General features: G+C 42.1%; 18 protein-coding genes. 15 read left to right on the top strand and 3 right to left on the bottom strand.

The window, feature by feature from the left end:
• Positions 1–83: 83 nt before the first annotated feature.
• The 11 genes from rpoB (at position 84) to G4420_RS02540 (ending at position 19556) form a co-directional block, all read left to right on the top strand.
• Positions 84–3893: a DNA-directed RNA polymerase subunit beta gene (gene rpoB, locus G4420_RS02590; RefSeq protein ID WP_163322034.1), complete on the top strand. Its 3810-nt coding sequence runs from the start codon at positions 84–86 to the stop codon at positions 3891–3893.
• 42 nt (positions 3894–3935) lie between these two features.
• Positions 3936–8198, top strand: a complete 4263-nt coding sequence (rpoC, locus tag G4420_RS02585; RefSeq protein ID WP_163322033.1) for a DNA-directed RNA polymerase subunit beta' — start codon at positions 3936–3938, stop codon at positions 8196–8198.
• Between the two features lie 18 nt (positions 8199–8216).
• Positions 8217–8543, top strand: a complete 327-nt coding sequence (locus G4420_RS02580; protein ID WP_045026365.1) for a DUF3467 domain-containing protein — start codon at positions 8217–8219, stop codon at positions 8541–8543.
• Positions 8544–9430: 887 nt separating this feature from the next.
• Positions 9431–10306: an electron transfer flavoprotein subunit beta/FixA family protein gene (locus G4420_RS02575; protein ID WP_163322032.1), complete on the top strand. Its 876-nt coding sequence runs from the start codon at positions 9431–9433 to the stop codon at positions 10304–10306.
• Between the two features lie 33 nt (positions 10307–10339).
• Positions 10340–11359, top strand: coding sequence for an electron transfer flavoprotein subunit alpha/FixB family protein (locus G4420_RS02570; protein ID WP_163322031.1), 1020 nt, complete (start codon positions 10340–10342; stop codon positions 11357–11359).
• A 21-nt stretch (positions 11360–11380) separates the two neighbouring features.
• Complete coding sequence (locus tag G4420_RS02565; RefSeq protein WP_045026368.1) at positions 11381–13090, top strand: acyl-CoA dehydrogenase family protein; 1710 nt, start codon at positions 11381–11383, stop codon at positions 13088–13090.
• A 1104-nt stretch (positions 13091–14194) separates the two neighbouring features.
• Positions 14195–15613 (top strand): hypothetical protein, encoded by a 1419-nt coding sequence (locus tag G4420_RS02560; protein ID WP_163322030.1) that lies wholly within the window; start codon positions 14195–14197, stop codon positions 15611–15613.
• Between the two features lie 165 nt (positions 15614–15778).
• Positions 15779–17647, top strand: a complete 1869-nt coding sequence (locus tag G4420_RS02555; protein ID WP_163322029.1) for a helix-turn-helix domain-containing protein — start codon at positions 15779–15781, stop codon at positions 17645–17647.
• Positions 17648–17803: 156 nt separating this feature from the next.
• Positions 17804–18178 carry a hypothetical protein gene (locus tag G4420_RS02550; RefSeq protein WP_163322028.1) on the top strand — a complete coding sequence of 125 codons (375 nt, stop codon included), beginning with the start codon at positions 17804–17806 and terminating at the stop codon, positions 18176–18178.
• A gap of 35 nt (positions 18179–18213) precedes the next feature.
• The gene (locus G4420_RS02545) at positions 18214–18909 is read left to right on the top strand and encodes a hypothetical protein (protein WP_163322027.1); all 696 of its coding nucleotides are present in this window, start codon (positions 18214–18216) and stop codon (positions 18907–18909) included.
• Between the two features lie 137 nt (positions 18910–19046).
• A complete protein-coding gene (locus G4420_RS02540; RefSeq protein ID WP_163322026.1) occupies positions 19047–19556 on the top strand; it encodes a hypothetical protein in 510 nt (169 codons plus the stop codon).
• Between the two features lie 2 nt (positions 19557–19558).
• Here the strand turns inward: G4420_RS02540 and G4420_RS02535 are convergent, their stop codons facing one another.
• The gene (locus G4420_RS02535; protein ID WP_163322025.1) at positions 19559–20305 is read right to left on the bottom strand and encodes an SDR family oxidoreductase; all 747 of its coding nucleotides are present in this window, start codon (positions 20303–20305) and stop codon (positions 19559–19561) included.
• Positions 20306–20584: 279 nt separating this feature from the next.
• Here G4420_RS02535 and G4420_RS02530 point away from each other — a divergent pair, with 279 nt between their 5' ends.
• From G4420_RS02530 to asnB, 4 genes are all read left to right on the top strand, one after another.
• Positions 20585–20983 (top strand): hypothetical protein, encoded by a 399-nt coding sequence (locus tag G4420_RS02530; RefSeq protein ID WP_163322024.1) that lies wholly within the window; start codon positions 20585–20587, stop codon positions 20981–20983.
• A 6-nt stretch (positions 20984–20989) separates the two neighbouring features.
• Positions 20990–21211 (top strand): hypothetical protein, encoded by a 222-nt coding sequence (locus G4420_RS02525; protein WP_045026376.1) that lies wholly within the window; start codon positions 20990–20992, stop codon positions 21209–21211.
• Positions 21212–21266: 55 nt separating this feature from the next.
• Complete coding sequence (locus G4420_RS02520; protein ID WP_045028727.1) at positions 21267–21566, top strand: hypothetical protein; 300 nt, start codon at positions 21267–21269, stop codon at positions 21564–21566.
• 462 nt (positions 21567–22028) lie between these two features.
• On the top strand, positions 22029–23717 hold the full coding sequence (gene asnB / locus G4420_RS02515; protein ID WP_163322023.1) for an asparagine synthase B: 1689 nt from the start codon (positions 22029–22031) through the stop codon (positions 23715–23717).
• An 883-nt stretch (positions 23718–24600) separates the two neighbouring features.
• Here asnB and G4420_RS02510 read toward each other — a convergent pair.
• Both G4420_RS02510 and G4420_RS02505 read right to left on the bottom strand, forming a co-directional pair.
• The gene (locus G4420_RS02510) at positions 24601–25164 is read right to left on the bottom strand and encodes a type 1 glutamine amidotransferase (RefSeq protein WP_163322022.1); all 564 of its coding nucleotides are present in this window, start codon (positions 25162–25164) and stop codon (positions 24601–24603) included.
• Entirely contained in the window at positions 25157–26038 is an 882-nt protein-coding gene (locus G4420_RS02505) for a patatin-like phospholipase family protein (RefSeq protein WP_163322021.1), read from the bottom strand. Before G4420_RS02505 ends, G4420_RS02510 begins: the two co-directional genes overlap by 8 nt.
• Positions 26039–26076 lie beyond the last annotated feature (38 nt).

Genomic DNA, 26076 nt, shown 5'->3' with positions numbered 1-26076 from the left:
TAATACGGTTTAGAACCCTACGTAAGTTGGGTTCTAAACCTTTTTGTGTATTTATATTTTATATAATTAACCTGTATAAATGCATGTCAGTACAAGCAAAAAAAGAGAGGATTAATTTTTCCTCAACACAAACCAGGTTTGATTACCCTGACTTCTTAGAAGTACAAGTTAAATCATTTAAAGATTTTTTTCAGTTAAAAACCACACCTGACAAAAGAAAAGGGGAGGGTTTATACAGAGTTTTTGAAGAAAACTTTCCAATATCGGATACTCGAAACAATTTCGTGTTGGAATTTATCGACTACCAGGTCGATCCTCCTCGATACTCAATAGACGAGTGTATAGAACGTGGTCTGACTTTTAGCGTGCCGCTAAAAGCAAAACTGAAACTTTACTGTACCGATCCGGAACACGAAGATTTCGATACCGTGGTTCAGGACGTATATTTAGGAACTGTGCCATACATGACCAACAGAGGTACCTTTATTATCAATGGTGCCGAACGTGTTATTGTATCTCAGCTGCACAGGTCTCCGGGTGTATTCTTTGGCCAAAGTTTACATGCTAACGGTACAAAATTATATTCTGCACGTATTATTCCTTTCAAAGGATCGTGGATTGAATTTGCTACCGACATCAACAGTGTGATGTTTGCGTACATCGACAGGAAAAAGAAATTACCTGTAACCACATTATTGCGTGCGATTGGCTACGAAAGCGATAAAGATGTTCTAGAAATATTCGATCTGGCTGACGAAGTAAAAGTTTCGAAGTCAGGTTTAAAGAAAGTAGTCGGTAGAAGACTGGCAGCCCGTGTACTTAAATCATGGGTAGAAGACTTTGTTGATGAAGATACCGGTGAAGTTGTATCGATCGAGCGTAACGAAGTAATCATTGATCGTGAAACAGACATTGAAGAAGATCACATTGAAGAAATTCTTGAATCAGGTGTAAAAACCATTCTGTTACACAAAGAAGATCAAAACCAGCAAGATTTTGCTATTATTTACAACACGCTTCAAAAAGATCCATGTAACTCGGAGAAAGAAGCCGTTCTTCACATCTACCGTCAGTTGCGTAACGCAGAACCGCCCGATGAAGCTACTGCACGCGACGTTATTGATAAACTGTTCTTCTCGGATAAGAGATACGACCTTGGAGAAGTTGGTCGTTACAGAATTAATAAAAAATTAGGAATCGATGTGGACATGGAAAACCGTGTCCTAACAAAAGTCGACATCATTGAGATTATCAAAAACCTGATTCAGTTGGTAAACTCGAAAACCGATGTTGATGATATTGACCACTTAAGTAACCGTAGGGTACGTACGGTAGGCGAGCAAATGTATAACCAGTTTGGTGTAGGTTTGGCGCGTATGGCACGTACAATTCGCGAGCGTATGAATGTTCGCGATAACGAAGTGTTTACTCCGATTGATTTGATTAACTCGAAAACATTGTCTTCAGTTATCAACTCATTCTTCGGAACAAACGCATTGTCGCAGTTTATGGATCAAACCAACCCACTGGCTGAAATGACGCACAAACGTCGTATGTCGGCTTTAGGTCCTGGTGGTCTGTCGCGCGAACGTGCAGGTTTCGAGGTTCGTGACGTTCACTTTACGCACTACGGTCGTTTATGTCCGATTGAAACACCTGAAGGTCCAAACATTGGTTTGATCTCTTCTTTGTGTGTTTTCGCAAAAATTAACGATCTCGGATTTATTTCAACACCATACCGAAAAGTAGAAAATGGTAAAGTCGACCTGTCAGAAACAGGTTCTGTTTACCTTACTGCTGAAGAGGAAGAAGGTAAAATTATTGCACAGGCGAATGCGCCAATTGCCGAAGACGGAAAATTTATTAACGAAAAGGTTAAAGCACGTCTGGATGGTGATTATCCTGTAGTTGATGCAGGTGAAGTTGAACTGATGGACGTTGGTCCTAACCAGATTGCTTCGGTTGCTGCATCACTTATTTCGTTCCTTGAGCACGATGATGCTAACCGTGCATTAATGGGATCGAACATGATGCGCCAGGCTGTACCACTGCTTCGTCCGGAAGCGCCTATTGTTGGTACCGGTTTGGAGGCAAGTGTAGCTAAAGACTCAGGGGTAATGATTTGTGCCGAAGGCGATGGTGTTATCGAATTTGTTGATGCAACACAGATTATTGTTCGTTACGATATGACGGAAGAAGATCGCTATGTGAGCTTCGATCCGGAAGTGGTAACTTATAATCTGCAAAAATATACTAAAACCAACCAGGGAACTACGGTTGACCTGAAACCAATTGTAGTAAAAGGTCAGCGTGTAACAGAAGGTGAAATCCTTACCGAAGGTTACGCAACCGATAAAGGAGAACTGGCACTTGGTCGGAACCTGCAGGTGGCATTCATGCCTTGGCAGGGTTATAACTACGAGGATGCGATTGTAATTTCAGAGCGTATCGTTCGCGAAGATGTATTCACATCGGTACATGTTGATGAATATACTTTGGAAGTGCGCGACACAAAACGTGGAGTTGAAGAATTTACTTCTGATATTCCTAACGTAAGTGAAGAAGCTACCCGTAACCTGGATGAAAATGGTTTGATCAGAGTTGGAGCCAACGTAAAACCTGGCGACATTCTTATTGGTAAAATTACACCAAAAGGAGAATCTGATCCTTCACCGGAAGAAAAACTTTTACGTGCAATCTTTGGTGATAAAGCTGGTGATGTAAAAGATGCTTCATTAAAAGCATCTCCATCTTTAAAAGGTGTTGTTATCGATAAAAAATTGTTCTCGCGTGTAGCGAAAGACAAAAAAGGTAAAGCAACAAAAACTTTGCTTGACCAAATCGATGAGAAACTGGAAAAAGATATTGCAGCACTTCGTATAAAGCTCGAGGATAAACTATTCACGTTAGTTAATGGTAAAACTTCGCAGGGAGTAAAAGACTATTACGGAACAGAGTTTATTCCGAAAGGCGTTAAATTTACACTGAAGCAATTACAGGAACTGGACTACCTGAATATTGATCCTTCAAAATGGACCACCGATAAAGCTAAAAACGATTTGATTTTTAGATTGGTGAACAACTTCATTATGAAGCAGAAAGAAGCAGAAGCAGTATCACGCCGCGAGCGTTACAATGTAACTATCGGTGATGAGCTTCCTGCAGGTATTATCCAGTTAGCAAAAATTTATATTGCTAAAAAACGCAAACTGCAAATTGGTGATAAAATGGCGGGACGTCACGGAAACAAAGGTATTGTTTCGCGTGTTGTACGTGCCGAAGATATGCCATTCCTTGCAGACGGAACACCGGTTGATATCGTATTGAACCCACTTGGTGTACCATCGCGTATGAACCTTGGACAGATTTACGAAACTGTATTGGGTTGGGCCGGTAAAGAGCTTGGTTTGAAATTCGCAACACCTATTTTTGATGGTGCTAGTTTGGATGAGGTTTCTGAATATACCGATAAAGCAGGTGTTCCTCGTTATGGAGAAACACGCTTGATTAACGGTGAAACCGGAGAACCATTCGACCAGCCTGCAACAGTTGGTATAATTTACATGCTGAAACTGGGCCACATGGTAGAAGACAAAATGCACGCCCGTTCAATCGGACCTTACTCATTAATTACGCAGCAGCCATTAGGTGGTAAAGCACAGTTTGGTGGTCAGCGTTTTGGTGAGATGGAAGTTTGGGCACTTGAGGCATTTGGTGCTTCTCATATCCTTCAGGAAATTCTTACCGTTAAGTCGGATGACGTAATGGGACGTGCAAAAGCTTACGAAGCTATCGTGAAAGGTGAGCCAATGCCACAACCGGGAATTCCTGAATCGCTGAATGTACTGCTTCACGAATTACGCGGACTTGGTCTGAGCGTGAGAATGGAGTAGAATAAGTTAGGTGCAGTTTTAAAACGTTAGTTAATTTGAATTATGGCATTCAAAAAAGATAATAAAGCAAAAACTAGTTTCTCAAAAGTTTCAGTAAGCCTTTCTTCTCCTGAAGAAATTCTGGAAAGATCGTATGGTGAAGTACTGAAGCCAGAAACAATTAACTACAGAACATATAAACCAGAACGTGATGGTTTGTTTTGTGAGCGTATTTTCGGACCGGTAAAAGACTACGAATGTCACTGTGGTAAATACAAACGTATCCGTTATAAAGGTATCGTTTGCGACCGTTGTGGTGTTGAAGTAACCGAAAAGAAAGTACGTCGTGAGCGTATGGGACACATTTCACTTGTGGTACCGGTAGCTCACATTTGGTATTTCAAATCGTTGCCTAACAAAATTGGTTACCTGCTTGGTTTACCTACCAAAAAGCTGGATACCATTATTTATTACGAACGCTATGTTGTTATCCAGGCGGGTGTTAAACATCAGGATGGCGTTAAAGAATTAGATTTCCTTACTGAAGAAGAGTACCTGGATATTCTGGATACGCTTCCAAAAGAAAATCAATTCCTTGACGATGACGATCCAAACAAGTTTATCGCCAAAATGGGTGCTGAAGCACTGTTTGATATTCTAAGTCGTTTGGAGTTGGATGATTTGTCATTCACATTGCGTCATAAAGCAAACACCGAAACATCGCAGCAGCGTAAAAACGAGGCGTTAAAACGCCTGCAGGTTGTTGAGGCTTTCAGGGCAAGTAAAAACCTTAACCGTCCGGAATGGATGATCGTTAGGGTGGTGCCTGTAATTCCTCCTGATTTGCGTCCGTTAGTGCCGCTCGATGGTGGTCGTTTCGCAACATCAGATTTGAATGACCTGTACCGAAGAGTAATTATCCGTAACAACCGTTTGAAACGATTGATCGAGATTAAAGCTCCTGAGGTAATTTTAAGGAACGAGAAACGTATGCTACAGGAAGCTGTGGATTCGTTATTCGATAACTCAAGAAAATCTAATGCTGTTAAAACAGAAAACAACCGCGCTTTAAAATCACTGTCTGACAGTTTGAAAGGAAAGCAAGGTCGTTTCCGTCAGAACCTTTTGGGTAAACGTGTTGACTATTCTGCACGTTCGGTAATCGTTGTTGGTCCTAAATTAAGGATTCACGAATGCGGTATTCCAAAAGATATGGCAGCAGAACTTTACAAACCTTTTGTAATCCGTAAGTTGATTGAAAGAGGTATTGTAAAAACTGTAAAATCGGCAAAGAAAATCGTTGACAGAAAAGATCCTGTAGTTTGGGAAATTCTTGAAAACGTGCTGAAAGGACACCCTGTAATGTTAAACAGGGCACCTACTCTGCACCGTCTGTCAATTCAGGCATTCCAGCCTGTTCTTATTGAAGGAAAAGCAATTCAGCTGCACCCGTTGGTATGTACCGGTTTTAACGCCGACTTCGATGGTGACCAGATGGCGGTTCACTTACCATTAGGTAATGCTGCAATTTTGGAAGCTCAGTTGTTAATGCTTGCTTCGCACAACCTTTTGAACCCTGCTAACGGAGCACCTATTCAGGTACCATCGCAGGATATGGTTTTGGGTCTGTATTACATGACCAAACCACGTAAAGGTGGTCGTGGCGAAGGAATGATTTTCTATTCAGCAGAAGAAGTAACTATTGCATACGAAGAGAAAGCAATCGATCTTCACGCCATTATTAAAGTTAAAGTTGAAGATATCGATGAGAATGGAGAATACTTTAACCATATCATCGAAACAACTGTAGGTCGTGTTCTTTTCAACGAATACGTGCCACGTCAGGCAGGTTACGTAAACCAGATTTTGACTAAAAAATCGTTACGTAGCATTATTACCGACGTATTTAATAAGAGTGGTAACGCAATTACGGTAAAATTCCTTGATGACATTAAAAACCTTGGTTACACAATGGCTTACCGCGGTGGTCTGTCGTTCAACCTTGGCGATGTTATCATTCCTGATGATAAAGCTGAAATTGTTGGTAACGGTTACAAGGAAGTTGAAGAGGTAATCAACAACTATAACATGGGTTTCATTACCAATAACGAACGTTACAACCAGGTTATTGATATTTGGACACATGCAAACTCCAGGCTGACAAATTCGGTAATGAAAACAATTAGTACCGACCGTCAGGGATTCAACTCAATTTATATGATGCTTGATTCCGGAGCGAGGGGTTCTAAAGAGCAGATTCGCCAGTTGTGCGGAATGAGGGGTTTGATGGCAAAACCACAAAAATCTGGTTCTACAGGTTCTCAGATTATTGAAAACCCGATTTTGGCAAACTTTAAAGAAGGTCTTTCGGTACTTGAGTACTTTATTTCTACTCACGGTGCTCGTAAAGGTTTGGCGGATACCGCACTTAAAACAGCTGATGCGGGTTACTTAACACGTCGTTTGGTAGACGTTGCCCAGGATGTTATCATCTCGGAAGACGACTGTGGAACATTACGTGGTTTGGTAGCCAGCGATGTTAAAAATAACGAAGAGGTTGTTGCGTCATTATTCGAAAGAATTATTGGTCGTACAACAGTACACGATATTTACCACCCGTTAAATGGTGAATTGATCATCAAATCGGGTGATGAAATTACTGAAGAGATTGCTAAAGTAATCGAAGACTCGCCAATTGAAACCGTTGAAATTCGTTCGGTATTAACCTGTGAATCGAAAGTTGGTGTTTGTGCCAAGTGTTACGGACGTAACCTGGCTACCGGCAAGAAAGTTCAGAAAGGTGAAGCTACCGGTGTTATTGCAGCACAGTCGATCGGTGAACCTGGTACACAGCTTACACTTCGTACCTTCCACGTAGGGGGTATCGCGGGTAACATCTCAGCACAATCAACAGTTGAATCAAGATACGATGGATACTGTGAGATTGAAGAACTTCGTTCGGTAACGCACAAAGATGACGATGGAAATGACGTTGAGATCGTAGTAAGTCGTTTGGCCGAATTAAAGATTATCGATAAAAACACAAATATTCCGCTTTCTACCCACCCACTTCCATACGGTTGTAAATTGTATGTGAAAAACGGTCAGGAAATCCGTAAAGGAACTATGATCTGTGATTGGGACCCATTTAACGGTGTAATTATTACCGAGTTCGATGGTAAAGTAGAGTTCGAGAACCTGATCGAAGGTATTACTTTCCGCCAGGAATCGGATGAGCAAACCGGTTATAGCGAGCGTGTAATTATTGAAACAAAAGATAAGACCAAAAACCCAACATTGAAGATTATGGACGATGCCGGTGAAATGATCCGCTCGTACAACCTTCCGGTTGGAGGTCACATCTCTGTTGATAACGGACAAGAGGTTAAAGCAGGTAAGATTTTGGTTAAGATTCCTCGTGCTGCTGGTAAAGCAGGCGATATCACAGGGGGTCTGCCACGTGTTACCGAGTTATTCGAAGCACGTAACCCATCTAATCCTGCGGTTGTTTCGGAGGTAGACGGTGAAGTTTCATTAGGTAAGATCAAACGTGGTAACCGCGAGATCATTGTAACCACTAAAAACGGCGATGTGAAGAAATATCTTGTACCGCTGTCGAAACAGATCCTTGTTCAGGAGAATGACTACATCAGAGCAGGTATACCTTTATCTGACGGAGCAACAACTCCTTCTGATATTCTTGCAATTAAAGGGCCTACTGCTGTTCAGGAATATATTTTGAACGAAGTTCAGGATGTGTACCGTATGCAGGGGGTAAAAATTAACGATAAACACTTTGAGATTATCATCCGTCAGATGATGCGTAAAGTAGAAATCGTTGATCCGGGTGATACTCGTTTCCTTGAAAAGCAAGTGGTTGACAAAAACGAATTCATGTCTGAAAACGACTGGATCTACAACAAAAAAGTTGTAGTTGATCCGGGAGACGCTGAAGGAATGAAAGCCGGACAGATTGTATCTTCACGTCGTTTGAGAGATGAGAATTCGCAACTCCGAAGAAAAGATAAAAAACTGGTAGAGTCGAGGGATGCAATTCCTGCAACATCAAGCCAGATTCTTCAGGGTATTACAAAAGCAGCGTTACAAACACGCAGCTGGTTGTCTGCTGCATCGTTCCAGGAAACAACAAAAGTTCTTAACGAAGCCGCTATCAATGGTAAAATGGATTACCTTGACGGACTGAAAGAGAACGTAATTTGTGGTCACCTGATACCGGCAGGAACCGGATTGAAAGAATACAAAAACCTTGTTGTTGGTTCTAAATCAGAATACGACAGGTTGGTTGATATGAGACATACGGATTAATAGCTAAAAAGGAGTACCATGGAAGATAAAAAGCATAAATCGCAACAAATAAACATTGAATTGAACGAGGAAGTAGCTCAGGGAACCTATTCGAACCTTGCTGTTATTACTCACTCAACTTCTGAATTTGTAGTTGATTTTGTACGGATTATGCCAGGTATTCCAAAAGCGAATGTAAAGTCTCGTATTATTCTTACACCGGAACATGCCAAACGTTTATTAATGGCTTTGCAGGACAATATTGCAAAATTTGAAGCTCAGCATGGCCCCATTAAAAACGTTACGCCGGGTTCCGATCCGAACTTGCCACCAATGAACTTTGGTGGACCTACAGCTCAGGCTTAGTATTTAACAAGCATAATATTAAAAGAGGAATCATTAGTGGTTCCTCTTTTTTTTATATCATTATCGGGTTAATACTTATAGGCTAATTAATCTGTTGTCCTCACTGACTACGCTATCACATATCGGACTTTCAGTCCTGTGAAATCAATAGGGGCAAAGCCCCGACACATAATAGCATCGTCCGTAAGGGCGATGAAATTAAACGGGCAACATTCTTGAAACTCATCAGAAAAACAGATTGAGGATTGCCAGGGCATAAAAAAACCGGCCCGTAATTAACGAACCGGTTCTCTGAATTAATTTGGTTAGATTTGGTTTGAAATCCGCCGATGAAGGTAATAAAATTATCCAAATGCAACAATCAGTAAATTATACAATTTGGTATGAACGATGTTGTTGTTCCTTAATCATTTGAAAACGGAGTTTTGGCTTAACTTGAAGCATTCAATATTTGACTTAAAGTTTCTTCTGGATGAAAAGTAACAAAACACCGGAAGAAAAGGGAGGTGTATTCAAATCACATAGTGAGACCTTTTCTACTAAAAATGGCTGGTTGAAACGCCTGAAAACAGCCTAAAACCTTCTGTTTTTAATTAAAATGGTTTTAAATTAATTGTCACTTTTTCAGCTCAGAATTTTGGAATATTGAGGTTGATTGTTTTAAAGCATTGTCAGCATTGCGTTTGGACGGGTACCTGAGTGCTGAATGCCTTGACTGCTCTGCTCTTTAACAAATATTAAAGGTCTCTGAGTCCTAATCTCTTTGGTTAGTTTTATACCGATTTTTATATTTGTTAGCTTTGAAATTGCAGGAGTAGCTAAATTGCTACGGCAATAGATCGAAAAAATAAAGAAATTATATATCAATCAATAAAAAATCTTACTGAATGAAGGCTTATAACATTATTGTTTTGGCGAAGCAGGTTCCCGACACACGAAATGTGGGGAAAGATGCGATGAAGGCTGACGGGACGATAAACAGGGCTGTGCTTCCTGCCATCTTTAATCCCGAGGATTTGAACGCCCTCGAACAAGCACTACGCATTAAAGATCAATTTCCTGAATCAAAAATCAATATTCTAACCATGGGGCCGGGTAGGGCTGCCGACATTATTCGCGAAGGTTTATATCGCGGTGCCGACGGTGGTATTCTGCTAACCGACCGTGCTTTTGCCGGTTCGGATACTTTGGCAACATCGTATGCCATTGGACAGGCGTTGAAAAAAATGGGTAAAATTGATATGATCATCGCAGGTCGTCAGGCGATCGATGGTGATACTGCCCAGGTTGGCCCTCAGGTGGCCGAAAAGCTGGGTATGTTGCAGATAACATACGTTGAAGAGGTGCTGGAGGTAACAGACAAAACGGTTACCGTAAAACGCCGTTTAGAGAATGGTGTGGAAACAGCAAAATGTCCGATGCCATTGGTAATGACTGTTAACGGATCAGCTCCTGATTGCCGCGCACGTAATGCCAAACGAATCATGAAATTCAAAAAGGCACGTACAGTTACCGAACTTCAAAAAGAGAATGAAGATTATACTGCATTGTACAACGAACACCCCGACCTGATGATTCAGGAATGGACCGTTAACGATATTGAAACTGATGCATCGCAGCTTGGTCTTACCGGCTCGCCAACCAAAGTAAAAACGGTTGAGAATGTTGTTCTTCAGGCTAAAGATTCGAAAGTAATTTCGGCAGCCGACGACGAAATTGAAGCCATGATGGTTGAGTTAATTAAGAGTCACACAATCGGCTAAGGCCATTAAATGAATAGTTAAAAATTTGAAGAAATGAGCAGCGTATTTGTTTATTGCGAAATAGAAGATGGCCAGGTAGCTGATGTTAGTCAGGAACTGCTAACCAAGGGACGTACCCTGGCAAATGAATTAAAATGTAAACTGGAAGCCATTGCTATCGGGAGCAAACTCGATAAAGTAGGCGATCAAATAATTCCTTACGGTGTAGATACACTTTACATTGCAGACGATGAGCGTTTGTTCCCCTACCAGACTTTGCCGCATACATCAATTGTGGTGAACCTGTTTAAAGAGCAAAAGCCTCAGATCGCTTTGATGGGTGCTTCGTCGATCGGTCGTGATTTAGGACCACGCGTTTCGTCGGCATTGCACAGTGGTTTAACTGCCGACTGTACCAGCCTTGTAATTGGCGATCATTACGATAAAAAACAAGACAAGAATTACGAAAACCTTCTTTACCAGATTCGTCCGGCATTTGGAGGTAACATCATTGCAACCATTATCAACCCCGATTGCCGTCCGCAAATGGCAACCGTGCGCGAGGGAGTAATGAAAAAAGAAATTCTTGATCCGAAATACAAAGGAAAAGTTGTAAAACTTGATGTGGCTAAATATGTAAGCGACGAAGATTTCGTGGTTGAGATCATCGAGCGCCACATGGAAAAAAGCAAGGTGAACGTTAAAGGTGCACCTATTGTTGTTGCCGGTGGTTACGGTGTAGGATCGAAAGAGAACTTCAAGTTGTTATACGATTTGGCAGAAGTACTTGGTGGCGAAGTTGGTGCTTCGCGTGCTGCGGTTGATTCTGGTTTGGCAAGTCACGAGCGTCAGATTGGGCAAACAGGTATTACTGTTCGTCCGAAACTGTACATAGCCTGCGGTATCTCGGGGCAAATTCAGCACCGTGCCGGAATGGAAGAATCGGCACAGATCATCGCGATCAATACCGATCCTGAAGCTCCTATTAATGCAATAGCCGACTATGTAATTACCGGAGATGTGGCAGAGGTCATTCCTAAAATGATCAAGTATTATAAAAAGAACAGCAAATAGTCACGACTTAAAATTGAAAAAATGGCAAATTATTATACAGATAACAGCGAGTTAAAATTTCACCTGAATCACCCTTTAATGAAAGAGATCGTTCGCTTAAAAGAACGTGAATATACTTTCAAGGATGAATTTGATTTTGCTCCACTGGATTACGAAGATGCAATTGACAGTTACGATCGTGTACTGGAGGTTGTTGGCGAAATTTGCGGAAACATTGTTTCTGAAAATGCCGAAAGTATTGATGCTGAAGGACCGGAAGTAATCGACGGACACGTAAAATATGCCCGCGGAACCGAGGAAAACATCAAAGCATTAAACCAGGCCGGTTTGATGGGAATGTCGTTGCCTTACAAATACGAAGGTTTGAACTTCCCGATTGTGCCTTATATTATGGCTGCCGATATTGTATCGCGCGCCGACGCCGGTTTTGTAAACATTTGGGGTTTGCAGGATTGTGCCGAAACCATTAACGAATTTGCTTCGGAAGAGCAAAAAGAAAAATACCTGCCACGTGTTTGCAACGGCGACACAATGGCAATGGACTTAACCGAGCCGGATGCCGGTTCCGACCTTCAGGCGGTACAGTTAAAAGCTACCTGGAACGAGGAGAAACAAGTTTGGTTGCTTAATGGTGTGAAACGTTTCATCACCAACGGCGACGGCGATATTTCGCTTGTTTTGGCCCGTTCGGAAGCCGGAACATCTGACGGTCGTGGTTTGTCGATGTATATTTACGACAAACAATCGGGCGGAGTAACCGTTCGTCGTATCGAGCACAAAATGGGTATTATTGGTTCGCCAACCTGCGAGCTGGTATTCAAAGATGCCCCGGCCGAATTGGTTGGATCGCGTAAAATGGGACTGATCAAATACGTTATGGCGTTGATGAACGGTGCCCGTTTGGGTATTGCAGCGCAGTCGGTGGGAGTGTGTGAAGCAGCTTACCGCGAAGCTTTGGAATACGCCAAAGAACGTATGCAGTTCGGTAAAGCGATCATCAAATTCCCGGCTGTTTACGAAATGCTTTCGCTGATGAAAGCCAAACTGGATGCATCGCGTACTTTGTTGTACGAAACTTCACGTTTTGTTGATATGTACAAAACTTACATGCACATTGCCGAAGAGCGTAAACTGGAGAAAGAAGAGCGCGACGAAATGAAAAAATACCAGCGTTTGGCCGATATCTTTACTCCGCTTGTAAAAGGTATGGCGAGCGAATACAGTAACCAGCTGGCTTACGATGCGGTTCAGATTCATGGTGGATCCGGTTTTATGAAAGACTACCCGGTTGAACGGATTTACCGCGATGCGCGTATTACTTCAATTTACGAAGGAACTACACAGCTGCAGGTTGTGGCTGCCATCCGTGGTGTTACTACCGGCGGTTACCTGAACCAGATTCGTGCATACGAAGCTGAAAAAGTTTCGCCAACATTAGAGCACCTGAAACGTACGCTTATTATTTTAACTGCCGATTACGAAGAAGCGGTTAAGAAAGTAACTGCTGCAGGCGACAACGAGTTTGTTGATTTCCACGCACGTCGTTTGGTTGAAATGGCAGGCCACATTATTATGAGCTACCTGTTGTTGCTGGATACCAACCGCGAGGCTTCGTTCCTGAAATCGACGAAAAACTATATCGCCTTTGCAAAAGCACAGGTGAAAGCACATGCCGAGTTTATCCGTGCTTCGGAATTAAGCGACGTAGGTGATTACAAATTTGAAATGTAATAAAAGCTTCGAGCCGTAAGCTCATCGCTTTTAGCAAAATAGTAAAGCCACTTTCTGTCAGTTGACAGAGGGTGGCTTTTTCTGTTGGGAGGTTCGAAGGCGGTTCAGTCTATTCGTTGCCCTACATCAATGATGTTTTCCCTTTGTAAGGGAAAATGTCGACAGACAAAAGGGTAGGGCCACCTTCAAACCCTTTTTCTTTTGGGAGTACTCCCATCTTTTTATGTGTATTGCTGTATGAATTTCGTCTGGAAGAACCGCTTGGCTTCGATTGGCTAACTTCGCCGGACGATTTCTCTTCGGTGGTTTAACCCCGGCGCTATGCACCGGGTTATTCACATTCGCCGCTTTCAGCGCCACAAAGCTTATTAAAACGATAGCACAAGGAATTGGTCTTTACCTATAAATCGTTTCAACATTCCGAAGGGATGAAATATTAATAACCGCGGGTGAAACCCGGGGTAGATGTGAAAATATATCAAAGGCGCAACCGGTAAGTTCTTTGAAATGCAATGATGGCTTGCGCCGTAATTCTCTGACGTCGGTGAAATAATCCCCACCAGATATTTCATGTGATCCAGTTTTCCCTTTGTAAGGGAACCTTGCCTACTGGAAGGCAGTAATGTCGACAGTTAAGCTTGCGAATTGAAAATCGGCCATAGCCAAATCCCGTACTTTACGTCGGGGACAAAAGGGTAGGGCCACTTTCAAACCCTATTTGTTTTGGGAGTACTCCCAAAACAAGAAAACAGCGTTAGGGAAGCTTTGGGAGTATTCCCAAAGCAAGAAAACTGCATTAGGGAGCCTTCGGGAGTACTCCCAAAGCAAGAAAACTGCGTTAGGGAGTCTTTGGGAGTACTCCCAAAGCAAGAAAACTACGTTAGGGAGGCTTTGGGAGTACTCCCAAAGCAAGAAAACTGTAGTAGGGAAGCTTTGGGAGTACTCCCAAAGCAAGAAACATGCGTTGGTGGAGCTTTGGGAGTACTCCCAAAAGAGCCGCAAAACAAAAGTCGAACAAGCCACATTCGTTATTTGTTAAAGAAGACAAGCGTAACGACCTAAGGATTTACGCGTTATAAAACAAATAATTCAATGCCGGGAAAAATGAGAATTCAACAAACTATAATTGCGCTGTTTGTTACTTCTTGGTTTTTATTTCTGCCGCAACACAGCGGCGTTCTGGCATCGTCAACCTTTAAATTGCAAAAAGGGAAAACCCTGATTTACGGGCACAACCTCAACGAAGGTGATATCGGTGTGCCGGGTCTGGTGTTCATCAACAAACGCGGAATGTTTAAAACAGGCCGAACCTGGAGCGAGATCATTACTCGAGGGCGGATAAATCCTTCTTCGCACACCTGGATTTCGCGCTACGGCTCGGTTACTTTCAATAATTTCGGGAAAGATTTCCCCGATGGCGGAATGAACGAAGCGGGTTTGTTTATTTGGGAGATGAACGAAGAAGCCGATTATCCGAAAAACGACAGCCTGCCCAAACTGAACCAAATGAACTGGATGCAGTACATTCTCGATAACTATTCAACTACTGAAGAGGCTATTCGTTGTGCCTCGGAATTTGAGATCGATGGCTGGGCCTGTCACTTTTTTGTTGGCGATGCCGAGGGAAATACGGCTGCAATTGCCTTTATAAATGGCGAAGTGGTAGTGCACACCGGAGATGAAATGCCGGTTCCGGCACTTTTTAATTCTCCGTATGATCGTGAGCTGGAATTGTCGAAATATTTCCGTGGTTTTGGTGGCGAATACCAGCCCGACGAAACGGATCCGAATGTGCCCCGTTTTGTGCGTACAGCGGTGATGATCGATAACTACCAAAAAGAAGATGACCCCATTGATTATGGTTTTTACATGCTTAAAACCTTGCGTGTTTTCAACGATCCTGAGTGGTCGATCCTGTTCGATGCCCAAAATCGAACGGTTCATTTTCGCACCCGTATCAATCCCGAAAGAAAGACCCTGATAATGGATGAAATTGATTTTAACAACAGCGAACCGGCGCTGGTATTGAATATGGCCACCGCTTTTAGTGGCAATATTCTGTCGGTGTTTAAGCCCTATTCTAAAAATATCATGCAGCATTTTCTCCGGTTTGAATTATTACCCGTTCTGCCCAAGGATTTTTATACTTTTGGCGACTTATCCGCCAGGCAGTTTACTGATCGGATTGTTAATCATACCGATTCTTACACCGACAGTACGAATCACTTTTTTATGGGAACCTGGGAAAGCAGTCGAACAGGAGATGAAGATGAACCGCGCTTTTTAATAAACTTTGAAGTGAAAGGCAATGCCGTTACCGCTGTTATTTCCCCGGATTCCGGGGATGCGCCATATAATGTCGATAATCTCAGAATGTCAGGACATCAATTCTGTTTTACCTTTCAAACAAAATCGGGTAAAATACTGGAAGTTAAAGGCACTATTCGTGATGATGAAATGCTTGTGAATCTTCAGGGAATTGAAGATTCCTACGGAGATTACACTTTAAAAAGAACGCATTGACACAATGTAGGATAATATTCCCCTTATTATTTGCGATTATATTACATACGTTCGAAATTGTTTTGTAGCAAAAAGTTGCTTTAGGCAATTGTTTTTCAATGTGTTGTAAAAGTTGTATATTTAGGTGATTGTGATACGTTCGAAAACCAAAATGAATTGAGCCTTATGCCTGAGCTTTTCATTACTAAAGCCAAACAATTTATCCTCGATAACCTCGAGAATGATAAATTTGGTGTTAGTGAACTGGCTGCCGAAATGGGATTGAGCCGTTCGCAATTTCTTCGCAAAATAAAGTCCGAAACCGGAAAATCTGCCAACAAGTTTATTCGCGACATTCGATTGGAAGAATCCATTTCGCTTATCGAAAAAGACGATCATACAGCCTCCGAGATTGCCTATAAAGTGGGCTTTAGCAGTCCGTCGTATTTCAATAAATGTTTCCACGATAAATACGGATGTACACCGGGCGAATATAAAAAGCAAGCCGGGGAGGAAGGATTTTCGGCGATTGAAACAAAAGCAGCTTCAACACCAAATAACCGAATGAAGGTGGCCGGAATGTTTCTGCTATTTATAATCGTAACGGTTGGGTTTGGTTATTGGGGAGCCAAACTGGCAAAACCCGGTGAAGCCGAAACGGAAGAAATCGCGATAGCTGTTTTGCCGTTTCTCGATCTTTCGGAAATGAATAACCGGTCGCACCTGGCTTTGGGATTGACCGATAATCTGATCACCGAACTGTCGAAAATGAAAGGATTTCGGGTAACCTCACGTGGTTCGGCAATGATTTTTCGCGACTCGGTACGCATTTATTCCGAGATTGCAGAATACCTCGGGGCCGACCTCTTGCTGGAAGGAAGTGTGTTAACCGAAGACGACAGTATGCTGGTGAATGTGCAGCTGATAAATCCTTTTCCGCAGGAAGACCACATTTGGGCCAATCAATATTATCAACGAACAACAAAAATATTACAGGTAGTTAGCGACCTGAGTTATAATATCGCCACTGAAATTCTGAATGCCACTCAGCCGGCAGCGCCACAAGAATTGCCGGCAGTTGATGGGCAAGCCCACGAGTTGTACCAAAAAGGAAGGATGTTGTGGTTAACGCAGGATATCAGGAAAGATAAAATGAAAGATGCTGTTGAGTACCTGACAGCATCGGTAACGATCGATCCGGATTTTGCTCCGGCCTATTTAACGCTGGCTGAATGTTACATGGCACTCGACCGGCTGGTGTACGACCATGCAGAAGAACAGGTTTACCGCACAAATGCAAGGGCTGCCGTTGATAAAGCCTTGGAATTGGATGCAACGCTTGCCGATGCCTACACTACAAAAGCCAACCTGGTGGGAAAACTCGACTGGGATTGGGTACAAATGAAACAGCTTGCTGAAAAGGCGCTGGAATTACAACCCAGTAACTCGGATGCACACCTTGTTCTCTCGAACTATTTTACGGTGAAGGGTGACTATAAAAATGCGATAAGCGAGGCACTGACTGCAAAGTTGCTGGACCCGCTGAATCCGCGAACGCTGAGTTTTTTAGCCGAACGCTATTACATTGTGGGCGAATATGAAAAGTCGATTGCTACCTACAACGAGGTGCTTGAGTTGTTTCCCACCTTTGGTTTTGCCATGCATAGTTTGGGTTATGTATATCTGCAACAAGGTTTCCCTGAAAAATCGATTGAAATATGGACCCAACTGCAAGACCTGATGCGAAATGAGGCAGTTGCCGAGTATTACAGAACCGGCCCTTCGTTTGAAGACTGCATTAGGTTTTATATGAAAGGGGCATTAACCGGACAGGATAAATACTGTTGTAACCAGTCGGTGGTATCGGGTTTATTTATGATGGTTAATGATATTGAAGGCACCATCGATTACCTTAAAGTTGCCTACGAAGTGCGGAATGAAGACCTGCCTTTTGTTTTGTCGTATCCGCTTTATTATCCGCTGCATAATCATCCCGAATTTCAGGAATTGGTGAATGATGTTGGTGTTGTTTTTCCACAATCCAATCCGCTTTAATTTATTTCTAAAATTCTCGAACTACCATAAGGTTTCCTTTGTATGCTTCAAAATTGCAAAGGGTGCGTCAAATTTTAAAGTTTATGCTTCATCGCTGATAAGTTGTAAAAGCCTTTTCACAGGAACTTTGTAGCATAAACTTTAAAACTAATTGTCATGAAAAATCTCAAAATTATCTTAATCATTTTTAGTTTGTGTTTCCTTACATATACATCGGGAGCACAGAGCGAAAAATCGCAGGCTAAATCAGAAAGAATCGAAGAAGAAGTACAGATACAATGCTTATGTGCCGGAGAATTACTTGTAGGTACTGTAACATGGAACCATGTTGTAAATAAGAATAGTGAGCATTGGAACGTGCAGTTTGGAGAAATGACCGGACAAACTTCTCATGAAAAATACCGGTTTGTATATGTTGAAAGTATTGGCAAGCTGGTCATTTTCAGAGTAATTGGAGAAGAGGGTTTGGTTACTTACATGCAATGGAATGCAGTTACCGGAGAATATACTTTTTACTGTACCTCATGGTAGAGGTAGTTGATACATAATTCTATAAAAAAACAATCATGAAAAAATTAATTCTAATACTTGCAATAGCACTGGTTTTTGCCGGGTGCGAAAAAGACTTTGTTGACGAACCAACTGGCAACATGGAACTAAAAAGTGCAAATTCTGATAAAGTAACCGGAGTTGATGAGTACGGCTATAACTGGAACGCACATCATTTTAATGGAAGTTTTTATAATGCTATTGTTGGCGACAATTTATATGCATTTGCTCCATGGTCGCATACAACGCCTTACATGGGCGTAGATGATGAGATTACTCCGGCCGATCCCGGTGACCTTATGTATGATTTGTGGAGTATTGCCTGGTATTTAAGAGATGTTAATTTACATATGCGCTGGAATGAGGCATTAATTTCAAAAGAAGGTGTTTATCCTGGCAGCCTCGACGAATGGATTGGTTCGGATGCATGGATTACCTTTCAATTTAGTGGAGTAGATGAGAATGGTAAGCAGTGGTCGCAATTCCAGAAAATGGTTGCAGCAAATCACGATGATCAGCTAAAAACAGAAGGAGAGTGGTATCCGGTAGGTGTGTGGTATAACAATAACGATGAAGAAATAGGTATTTTCAACGACTGGACCCAACTAATTTTGGTTCAGTGTGTGAAAACCGGGGAACCTCCATTTCCTTTTTCAACCATACCGGCGTATAAGAATACTGCACGATTGGGATTCGGAATTACAAAAAAATAAGCGCAAAATGTCCAATAGTATAACTTTTACTAATGGATTACGTATTCCTCCATGTTTATAAAAATCGCAACATGAGACTCGTCCTGTAGCGCGCAGGGCGGGTTTCTTCGTTACAATTTCAAATTAAAACCACACCTATGAAAATTCTGACTATCATTTTTGCGGCATTATTATCCGCCTCAACACTTTGTGCACAGGAATCATTTACTGTTCCTCAACTTACTCCGGAGCAGGAAACGGAAGTGCTTTATAATCATGTTTACGCTTATTTTGCGGCGGGGCTAAACATGGCTAAAGAAAAAGGCGTTTCGACTGAAGCGTATGGAAAATATATTGGCGAGCAGTTTCAGGTGTTTTGGGATCCGGAGGCAGGTTTCCCGTTTTTCGTTAACCAGATCATGTTTATTTTGCAGGGAGTAAATCCGTACAGCGAAATGAAAATTGTTGAGCAAAACGAAAAGATGATTCGCTTTACAATGAGTAATATGAATAAGCTTTTTATACAGGGACCGGCTTACGGAATTTCGTATAACGAGTTTCTGGCCTGCTCCGACGGACTGTTAAAAACGGTTGCCAACCACATGAAAACCAATTTCTCGTACAAGGATACCGATGGTTTATACGAGGTTACGCTCACCGCGAAATAAAGCTAAACGTAAATCATCTTTTTGGTCATTCCTCCGTCAATTACAAAATTCTGTCCGGTAATAAAGTCGTTTTCCTTTTTTAACAGGAAAATAACCATGCCGGCAATGTCTTCTGCTTTGCCAACCCGCCCGGCCGGATGTTGTGCGTGGTCTTCTTTTGTTAGTTTCTCCTGATGGGCAAGGGAGCGCTTCTTTGTTGCCGATACATCAATCCATCCGGGGCTGATGGCGTTTACTTTTATTTGGGGGCCAAGACTTACCGCCAGTGCGTGTGTAAGTGCAAGAATTCCGCCTTTGCTTGCTGAGTAAGCTTCTGTGTCAGGCTCCGATTGTAAAGCGCGGGTGGATGCCATGTTAATAATCCTGCCTCCATATGGTTTCATAAACGGTGTTACATATTTCGAGCACAAAAAGGCGCCGGAAAGGTTGGTGCCTATTACTTTGTTCCACTCCCCGAAAGAAAGTTTCTCCAATGGTTTGTCGATACTAATTGCCGCATTGTTTACCAGTGCATAAATGTTTCCGTGCTGTTTCTCCGATTCTTTTACCGCCGCCTCAACCGATTTCTCATCGGATACATCTACCTGATAAACCTGAACTGTTTCATCGGTAAATTCCTCACGAAATTCAGCAATGGCTTCTTCGTCAATTTCAAAAACCGATACCGCATAATTGTTGTTTAGTAAATCAACAACCAGGTGTTTGCCAATTCCCTGGGTGCCTCCGGTTACAATTACATGTTTTTTCATACGATTAATCTTCTTCAATAATCTTCTCCAATAAAGTTAATCAATTTCGATTGTTTCACTTCAGGATGAGTGGCAAAAAAGGAAGTCGATTCCAAATACGTTTTAGCAAAACTTATCGGGAGCAGAAAACACTACATTTTTGTAGGATCGCCACATTTTTCTTACAAAAAAGAAATGTTGAGCTGCAGTTCAGTTTTTCAAATCGCTGGTTTCCAGTAACCTGATTTTTTTGGTATTTCATTTGCCCGGTTCAAGCCAAACAATTTAAATGTGCAGGATATGAGAGTGCTATTACCCGTTGCCGGAAAAGAAACAGGAAGAGAGAAAATCGCACGAGGTTTTCATAATGCTAAATTGGTGTGTATCTACGATTCGGAGTCAAAAGCTTTTGAGTGGAAAGAGACATCAGAGATCAGTCCCAACCCTGGCGATCTGACCCACGAGTTAAAACGTTTGCAAATAAATACGATTATCAGCGGCTATATTCCGCCCATGGTTTTGCAAATTTTTACACGTAATGGTTTTTCAGTATTAAAAGCACGCGGCCGAAATGTACACGAAAACATCAGCTTTTTTACCCAAAACCAATTGGAATCGTTTACCTCGCAGGCAGCACGCGAATTGTGGGGCTGCGAGAGTGGTTGTAGTTCATGCAGTTCAACATCGTGTAAAAATTAGAGGCTTATGGCAATCGATAAAGCAATAACATTTGTAAAACGGGCAACTTCCGAAAGCGATTTTCGGAAAGCTTGTTACCGGGCCCCGTCGAGAGAGAGCTTACTGGAAGAAAAAGGTTTTACTGAGGTAGAGTTCGACGATGCTATAAATATGCAGCTGGTAAAATGCCAAACCTACGAGCAGGCCGAAGTGTATCAGCAGATACGCATGTGGTTTTTATCCCTATAATTATTTAATGAACCCGAATAACGGAGCAGCTGTATTCGGACAAAAAATTTATACTATGAATTACAGAGACCTGGAAGCCGTTAGGCAAATTGTAAACGAAGCAACCGGATTAGATATTAGCTATGCTTACGAAGATCTTGTTTTTCCGGAGCATGGCGCATTTATTATACAGTTTAACGAAGAAAGCACCGATAAACTACATTGTTACTTTCATGAAGATTGTATTGCAAAAGATGCTGCAACGATTTTTGCCAACCTAAAAAACGAGACCGAAAAACGTAAATGCGAACTTCTGCGCGAGGGAGCATACAATTTTGAGCAGGTTGGAGACAACATTCAAATTCGATTTTTATAGCTGCAAATCAACCAATTCTACACGGTTGGTCAATAATATATCGGGCTAAAACGACGTAATTTTCTTACATATTCGAAAATATTGCTACTTGCCGACAATTGAATTGTCATAAATGTTGCCGATTTGTTAACAGTTTGATTAATACAGGGGTGTTTGTTAAAACTTTTTATCTGTGATCCCTGTTAGGGTGTGTTGTGGAAATATATACTTTTTTTAATCGCTATGCTGTCATTTTTTAGGGGGTAAACGAAAAAAGAAATAAAACATGAAGAACATGCCTTGTCGAGAAGGGGGTGATTGTATAATATAAGATTATTAAAATGTTTTATTAACTGCTATTAAAGTCCTAAAAAGATAGCTAAATGTTAATTTAAGTAGAAATTTGTCAATAATAATTTTGCAGTATTGACAAAGTGATTATTTTTGACACAAAATATTTGACAGCTAAGAAAATTTACGAATATGTGTGGAATTGTTGGAGCATTTGATTTAAAAGTTAAAGCTGAGGATCTCCGCCCTCAGGTGCTGATGATGAGTAAAAAAGTTCGTCACCGCGGACCGGACTGGTCGGGTATTTATTGTGGCGAAAAAGCGATAATAGCTCACGAGCGTCTTTCAATTGTTGACCCGGAGTCGGGTGGACAACCTTTATATAGTAAAGATGGAAATCTTATTTTGGGTGTTAACGGCGAAATTTATAATCACCGTGAAATTCGTAAGCGTTACGAAGGGAAATACGAATTCTTAACCAAGTCGGACTGTGAGGTAATTTTAGCCCTGTATAACGACAAAAAGGAAAAATTCCTGGACGAGATGAACGGTATTTTTGCTTTTGCCCTTTACGACGAGGTAAACGATTCCTATCTGATCGGTCGCGACCATATTGGTATTATTCCGTTGTACCAGGGATGGGACAAGTGGGGGAACTACTATGTTGCGTCCGAATTAAAATCGTTGGAAGGATTTTGTACCAAGATAGAGGAATTTCCTCCGGGCCATTATTTATACAGCAAAGATGGCGAACTAAAAAAATGGTATGTTCGTGACTGGGTGGAATTTGAAAATGTTAAAGATAATCCGGCAAGTGTTGAAGAGTTGTCGCAAGCTCTGGAAGATGCTGTACATCGTCAATTGATGTCGGATGTGCCATATGGAGTGCTGCTTTCGGGGGGTTTAGACTCATCGATAACTTCGGCGCTGGCTAAGAAATTCTCATCAAAACGTATTGAAGATGGTGGCGAAAAAGACGCCTGGTGGCCACAGTTGCACTCGTTTGTAATTGGTTTGGACGGCTCGCCCGATTTGGCTGCTGCACGTAAAGTTGCCGATCATATCGGAACGGTTCACCACGAAATTAATTATACCATCCAGGAAGGTTTGGATGCCATCCGTGATGTAATCTACCATATCGAAACATACGATGTAACTACCGTTCGTGCATCAACACCTATGTACATGCTGTCGCGTGTTATAAAATCGATGGGTATTAAAATGGTGCTAACCGGCGAGGGTGCAGATGAAATTTTTGGAGGATATCTGTATTTCCACAAAGCACCAAATGCTGAAGAATTCCACAAAGAAAGTGTGCGTAAAGTGAGCCGACTGAATTTGTACGACTGTCTGCGTGCCAATAAATCGTTGGCTGCATGGGGCGTTGAAGGTCGTGTGCCATTCCTTGATAAAGAATTTGTTGACGTGGCAATGCGTTTTAACCCGGAGGCCAAAATGGCCAAAGACGGTAAAATGGAAAAACATTGTCTGCGTGAAGGATTTGCCAAATACCTGCCCGAAGAAGTGGCATGGCGCCAGAAAGAGCAATTCTCCGACGGTGTTGGCTATGGCTGGATTGACACGCTGAAACAAATTGCAGAAGACAAGGTGAGCGACGAGATGATGGAAAATGCGAAATATCGTTTCCCGGTAAACCCACCACGAAACAAAGAAGAGTATGTGTACCGCGAAATTTACAGCGAACACTTCCCGTCGGATGCGGCTGCAGCTTGTGTACCGTCTGAGGCTTCAATTGCATGTAGTACCGCTGCTGCTCTTGAGTGGGATGCTTCGTTCCAGGGGAATGCCGACCCATCAGGTCGTGCGGTTAACACGGTTCATGCACAAGGAGCGACATTTAGGGACATTAAGAAGAAATAATTTTAATTTATTATCAATCAACTCAGGGAGCCATTCGTTTTATACGGATGGCTTTTTTGTTGAAAGTCACTTTGGTAAAAACAAAAAAGTTCACGCAGAGATCACTAAGTTTTCGCAAAGCTCGCAAAACAGATTCAATACCTTTGCGAATTTTGCGCTTCTTCTTTTCTTTGCGTGAAACAATATTGATATCCTTTCAATCCTGTTGGTGATCCCATAAATCATGAATGTTTTTTCTTAAAGTCGATAAAGGAAAAGACAGCCGTTTTTCGTCCGGGACAAGAAACAAGCATTGATGAGCTTTCTTCGCCGGACGATTATCCTTCGGACATTTCATCCCGGCGCTACGCACCGGGCAATTGCCTTCGCCCCATTGGGGCTATCTATGAGAGCGCTGAAAGTGCGTTTTATTTTAGCCCGGTGCAGAGTAAATCAAAGAATTACATCGCCCCGGTTTAGGGAAGTAGAATCTGCATCTGCAAGTCCGGCGAAGAAAATTGGATGGAGGCAGTTCGTTGTCCCGGACGAAGTTTTAGGATTGTTGTTTTGCTTACAAACCGTGAAAAAATGATTAGAATGGGCATTTTCCACACAAAATGTGAATCTGAACCATCAGGATTGTTGTTTTACGGACAAAACGTGAAAAAAAATCATCAAGATTGGCATTTTGCGTAGAAAACAGGCTTCTGAACCGTTAGTATTGGCATTTTGCGCAGAAAACATGAATCTGAACCGTCGGGATGGATGTTTTGCACAGAAAACATGAAAAAAAATCATCAGGATGGACATTTTGCGCAGAAAATATGAATCTGAACCGCCAGGATGGGCATTTTGCGCACAAAATATAAGTCTGAATTATCAGATTACAGGAGTCGTGATCTGATTAGCCACACAAGGCAATAAAATTCAGGATTAGCCGGTGGTTATAAAACTCGGGATGAAACTGGCAGGTATATAAAGGTTTGTTTTTGTGTTTCATCAGTTGGTTTTTGCATGTTGCCGATGTAAGCAGCAATTCAAAATCGTTGGGTAGAGTTATTGAGTCGTTGTGCATTTGCCTCACGGTAAACATTTGAGCCAGCTCATTAAAAAGCGGATCGGTCTTAACAATTTCCACCTCAAAATCGCCCGACTCCGGTTCCTGGCTTCGCAGCAATTCCGATCCGTATAAATAACCGGTAACGTGGTGTCCGGCGCAAATACCAAGTACCGGTTTTTCAAAGTCCTTAATCCATTGAAAATAGGGGGCGTGGTGCTCCACGATATCGTCGCCTTGTGGCGATCCGCTTAAAATTATACCGTCAAAAGCATTCAAATTTATAGCGGGGCACCCGGCGTATTCAATAAAAGCGGGTGTTGATCCTGCATCTGAAATAATTTGCACTATTGGTTCGGCAAACTCCCTAATTCCGGGCTCGGCATTATTTACTACAACTATTTTAGCCATTAAATTTTGCTTTGTCGAGTTCAAGAACAGCTGAATGGCGCCCGATTTCAATCACCTCTTTTGCCTTGTAAAAGTCGTAGGTTCCGCAAACATCGCGCGAAACCTTAATAACCACATCGGGTTTTCCTTTTTCAATGGCATAGTCTACCTGTTTCAGCATTCCGGTAGCTAACGCCTGATCCATTAGTGAAAGCATTCCGAGTTGCTCCTTTTTCTCTTTCGGATGGTTAATATTCAAAAAATCGTAAAACTCGTTCAGCCATTTTTTGTATTTCGATTCCTTTTCCGTCTCGTCTTCTTTCTCGTAAAACTTTTGTGGAAGCGGAATGGCTGCATTTACATGAACGGCAATAAGCACATCGCCCTCCGTGCGTTTTACATTCGAAATAGGCAGGTTGTTCATAACGCCACCATCAACCAAAATGGCGTTCTCGCTGGTAACTGGCGTAAAAACAGAAGGAATTGATATTGAAGCACGAATGGCATTAAACAAACTGCCTTTGGTAAACACCACTTCTTCACGGTGTTTTAAATCAACGGCAGTTGCCGAGAATGGAATAGGCAAATCTTCGATAAGCGCATCGGGAATGAATTCCTGAATTTTGGTCAGTACCTTTTCACCTTTTATCAGTCCGTTTCCGCCAAACGAAAAATCTACCATACGAAACATATCATGCCGCTCCAGCGATATGGCCCACTCTTTAAACTCCGGCAATTTACCCAGAGCATAAATTCCGCCAATCAGTGCACCCATCGATGTGCCGGCTACTGAGGTGATGTTGTACCCCCGGGCCTCTAATTCTTCAATTGCACCAATATGTGCCATTCCGCGGGCTGCTCCTCCCGAAAGTACCAAGGCAACGTTTTTACTCATTTTGCTTTTTAGTTAAGCTACGCAAATTAATTAAATTC

This window comes from Draconibacterium mangrovi, assembly GCF_010586825.1.
Classification (GTDB): domain Bacteria; phylum Bacteroidota; class Bacteroidia; order Bacteroidales; family Prolixibacteraceae; genus Draconibacterium; species Draconibacterium mangrovi.
This window is presented reverse-complemented; position numbering and strand designations above follow the sequence as displayed.

Bases quoted from the DNA above. Each gene is read 5' to 3' on its own strand.
- asnB (WP_163322023.1), top strand. From the start codon at position 22,029: ATGTGTGGAATTGTTGGAGCATTTGATTTAAAAGTTAAAGCTGAGGAT.
- rpoB (WP_163322034.1), top strand. From the start codon at position 84: ATGTCAGTACAAGCAAAAAAAGAGAGGATTAATTTTTCCTCAACACAA.
- G4420_RS02580 (WP_045026365.1), top strand. From the start codon at position 8,217: ATGGAAGATAAAAAGCATAAATCGCAACAAATAAACATTGAATTGAAC.
- rpoC (WP_163322033.1), top strand. From the start codon at position 3,936: ATGGCATTCAAAAAAGATAATAAAGCAAAAACTAGTTTCTCAAAAGTT.
- G4420_RS02535 (WP_163322025.1), bottom strand. From the start codon at position 20,305: ATGAAAAAACATGTAATTGTAACCGGAGGCACCCAGGGAATTGGCAAA.
- G4420_RS02555 (WP_163322029.1), top strand. From the start codon at position 15,779: ATGCCTGAGCTTTTCATTACTAAAGCCAAACAATTTATCCTCGATAAC.
- G4420_RS02540 (WP_163322026.1), top strand. From the start codon at position 19,047: ATGAAAATTCTGACTATCATTTTTGCGGCATTATTATCCGCCTCAACA.
- G4420_RS02520 (WP_045028727.1), top strand. From the start codon at position 21,267: ATGAATTACAGAGACCTGGAAGCCGTTAGGCAAATTGTAAACGAAGCA.
- G4420_RS02530 (WP_163322024.1), top strand. From the start codon at position 20,585: ATGAGAGTGCTATTACCCGTTGCCGGAAAAGAAACAGGAAGAGAGAAA.
- G4420_RS02510 (WP_163322022.1), bottom strand. From the start codon at position 25,164: ATGGCTAAAATAGTTGTAGTAAATAATGCCGAGCCCGGAATTAGGGAG.
- G4420_RS02550 (WP_163322028.1), top strand. From the start codon at position 17,804: ATGAAAAATCTCAAAATTATCTTAATCATTTTTAGTTTGTGTTTCCTT.
- G4420_RS02565 (WP_045026368.1), top strand. From the start codon at position 11,381: ATGGCAAATTATTATACAGATAACAGCGAGTTAAAATTTCACCTGAAT.
- G4420_RS02545 (WP_163322027.1), top strand. From the start codon at position 18,214: ATGAAAAAATTAATTCTAATACTTGCAATAGCACTGGTTTTTGCCGGG.
- G4420_RS02505 (WP_163322021.1), bottom strand. From the start codon at position 26,038: ATGAGTAAAAACGTTGCCTTGGTACTTTCGGGAGGAGCAGCCCGCGGA.
- G4420_RS02575 (WP_163322032.1), top strand. From the start codon at position 9,431: ATGAAGGCTTATAACATTATTGTTTTGGCGAAGCAGGTTCCCGACACA.
- G4420_RS02570 (WP_163322031.1), top strand. From the start codon at position 10,340: ATGAGCAGCGTATTTGTTTATTGCGAAATAGAAGATGGCCAGGTAGCT.
- G4420_RS02560 (WP_163322030.1), top strand. From the start codon at position 14,195: ATGAGAATTCAACAAACTATAATTGCGCTGTTTGTTACTTCTTGGTTT.
- G4420_RS02525 (WP_045026376.1), top strand. From the start codon at position 20,990: ATGGCAATCGATAAAGCAATAACATTTGTAAAACGGGCAACTTCCGAA.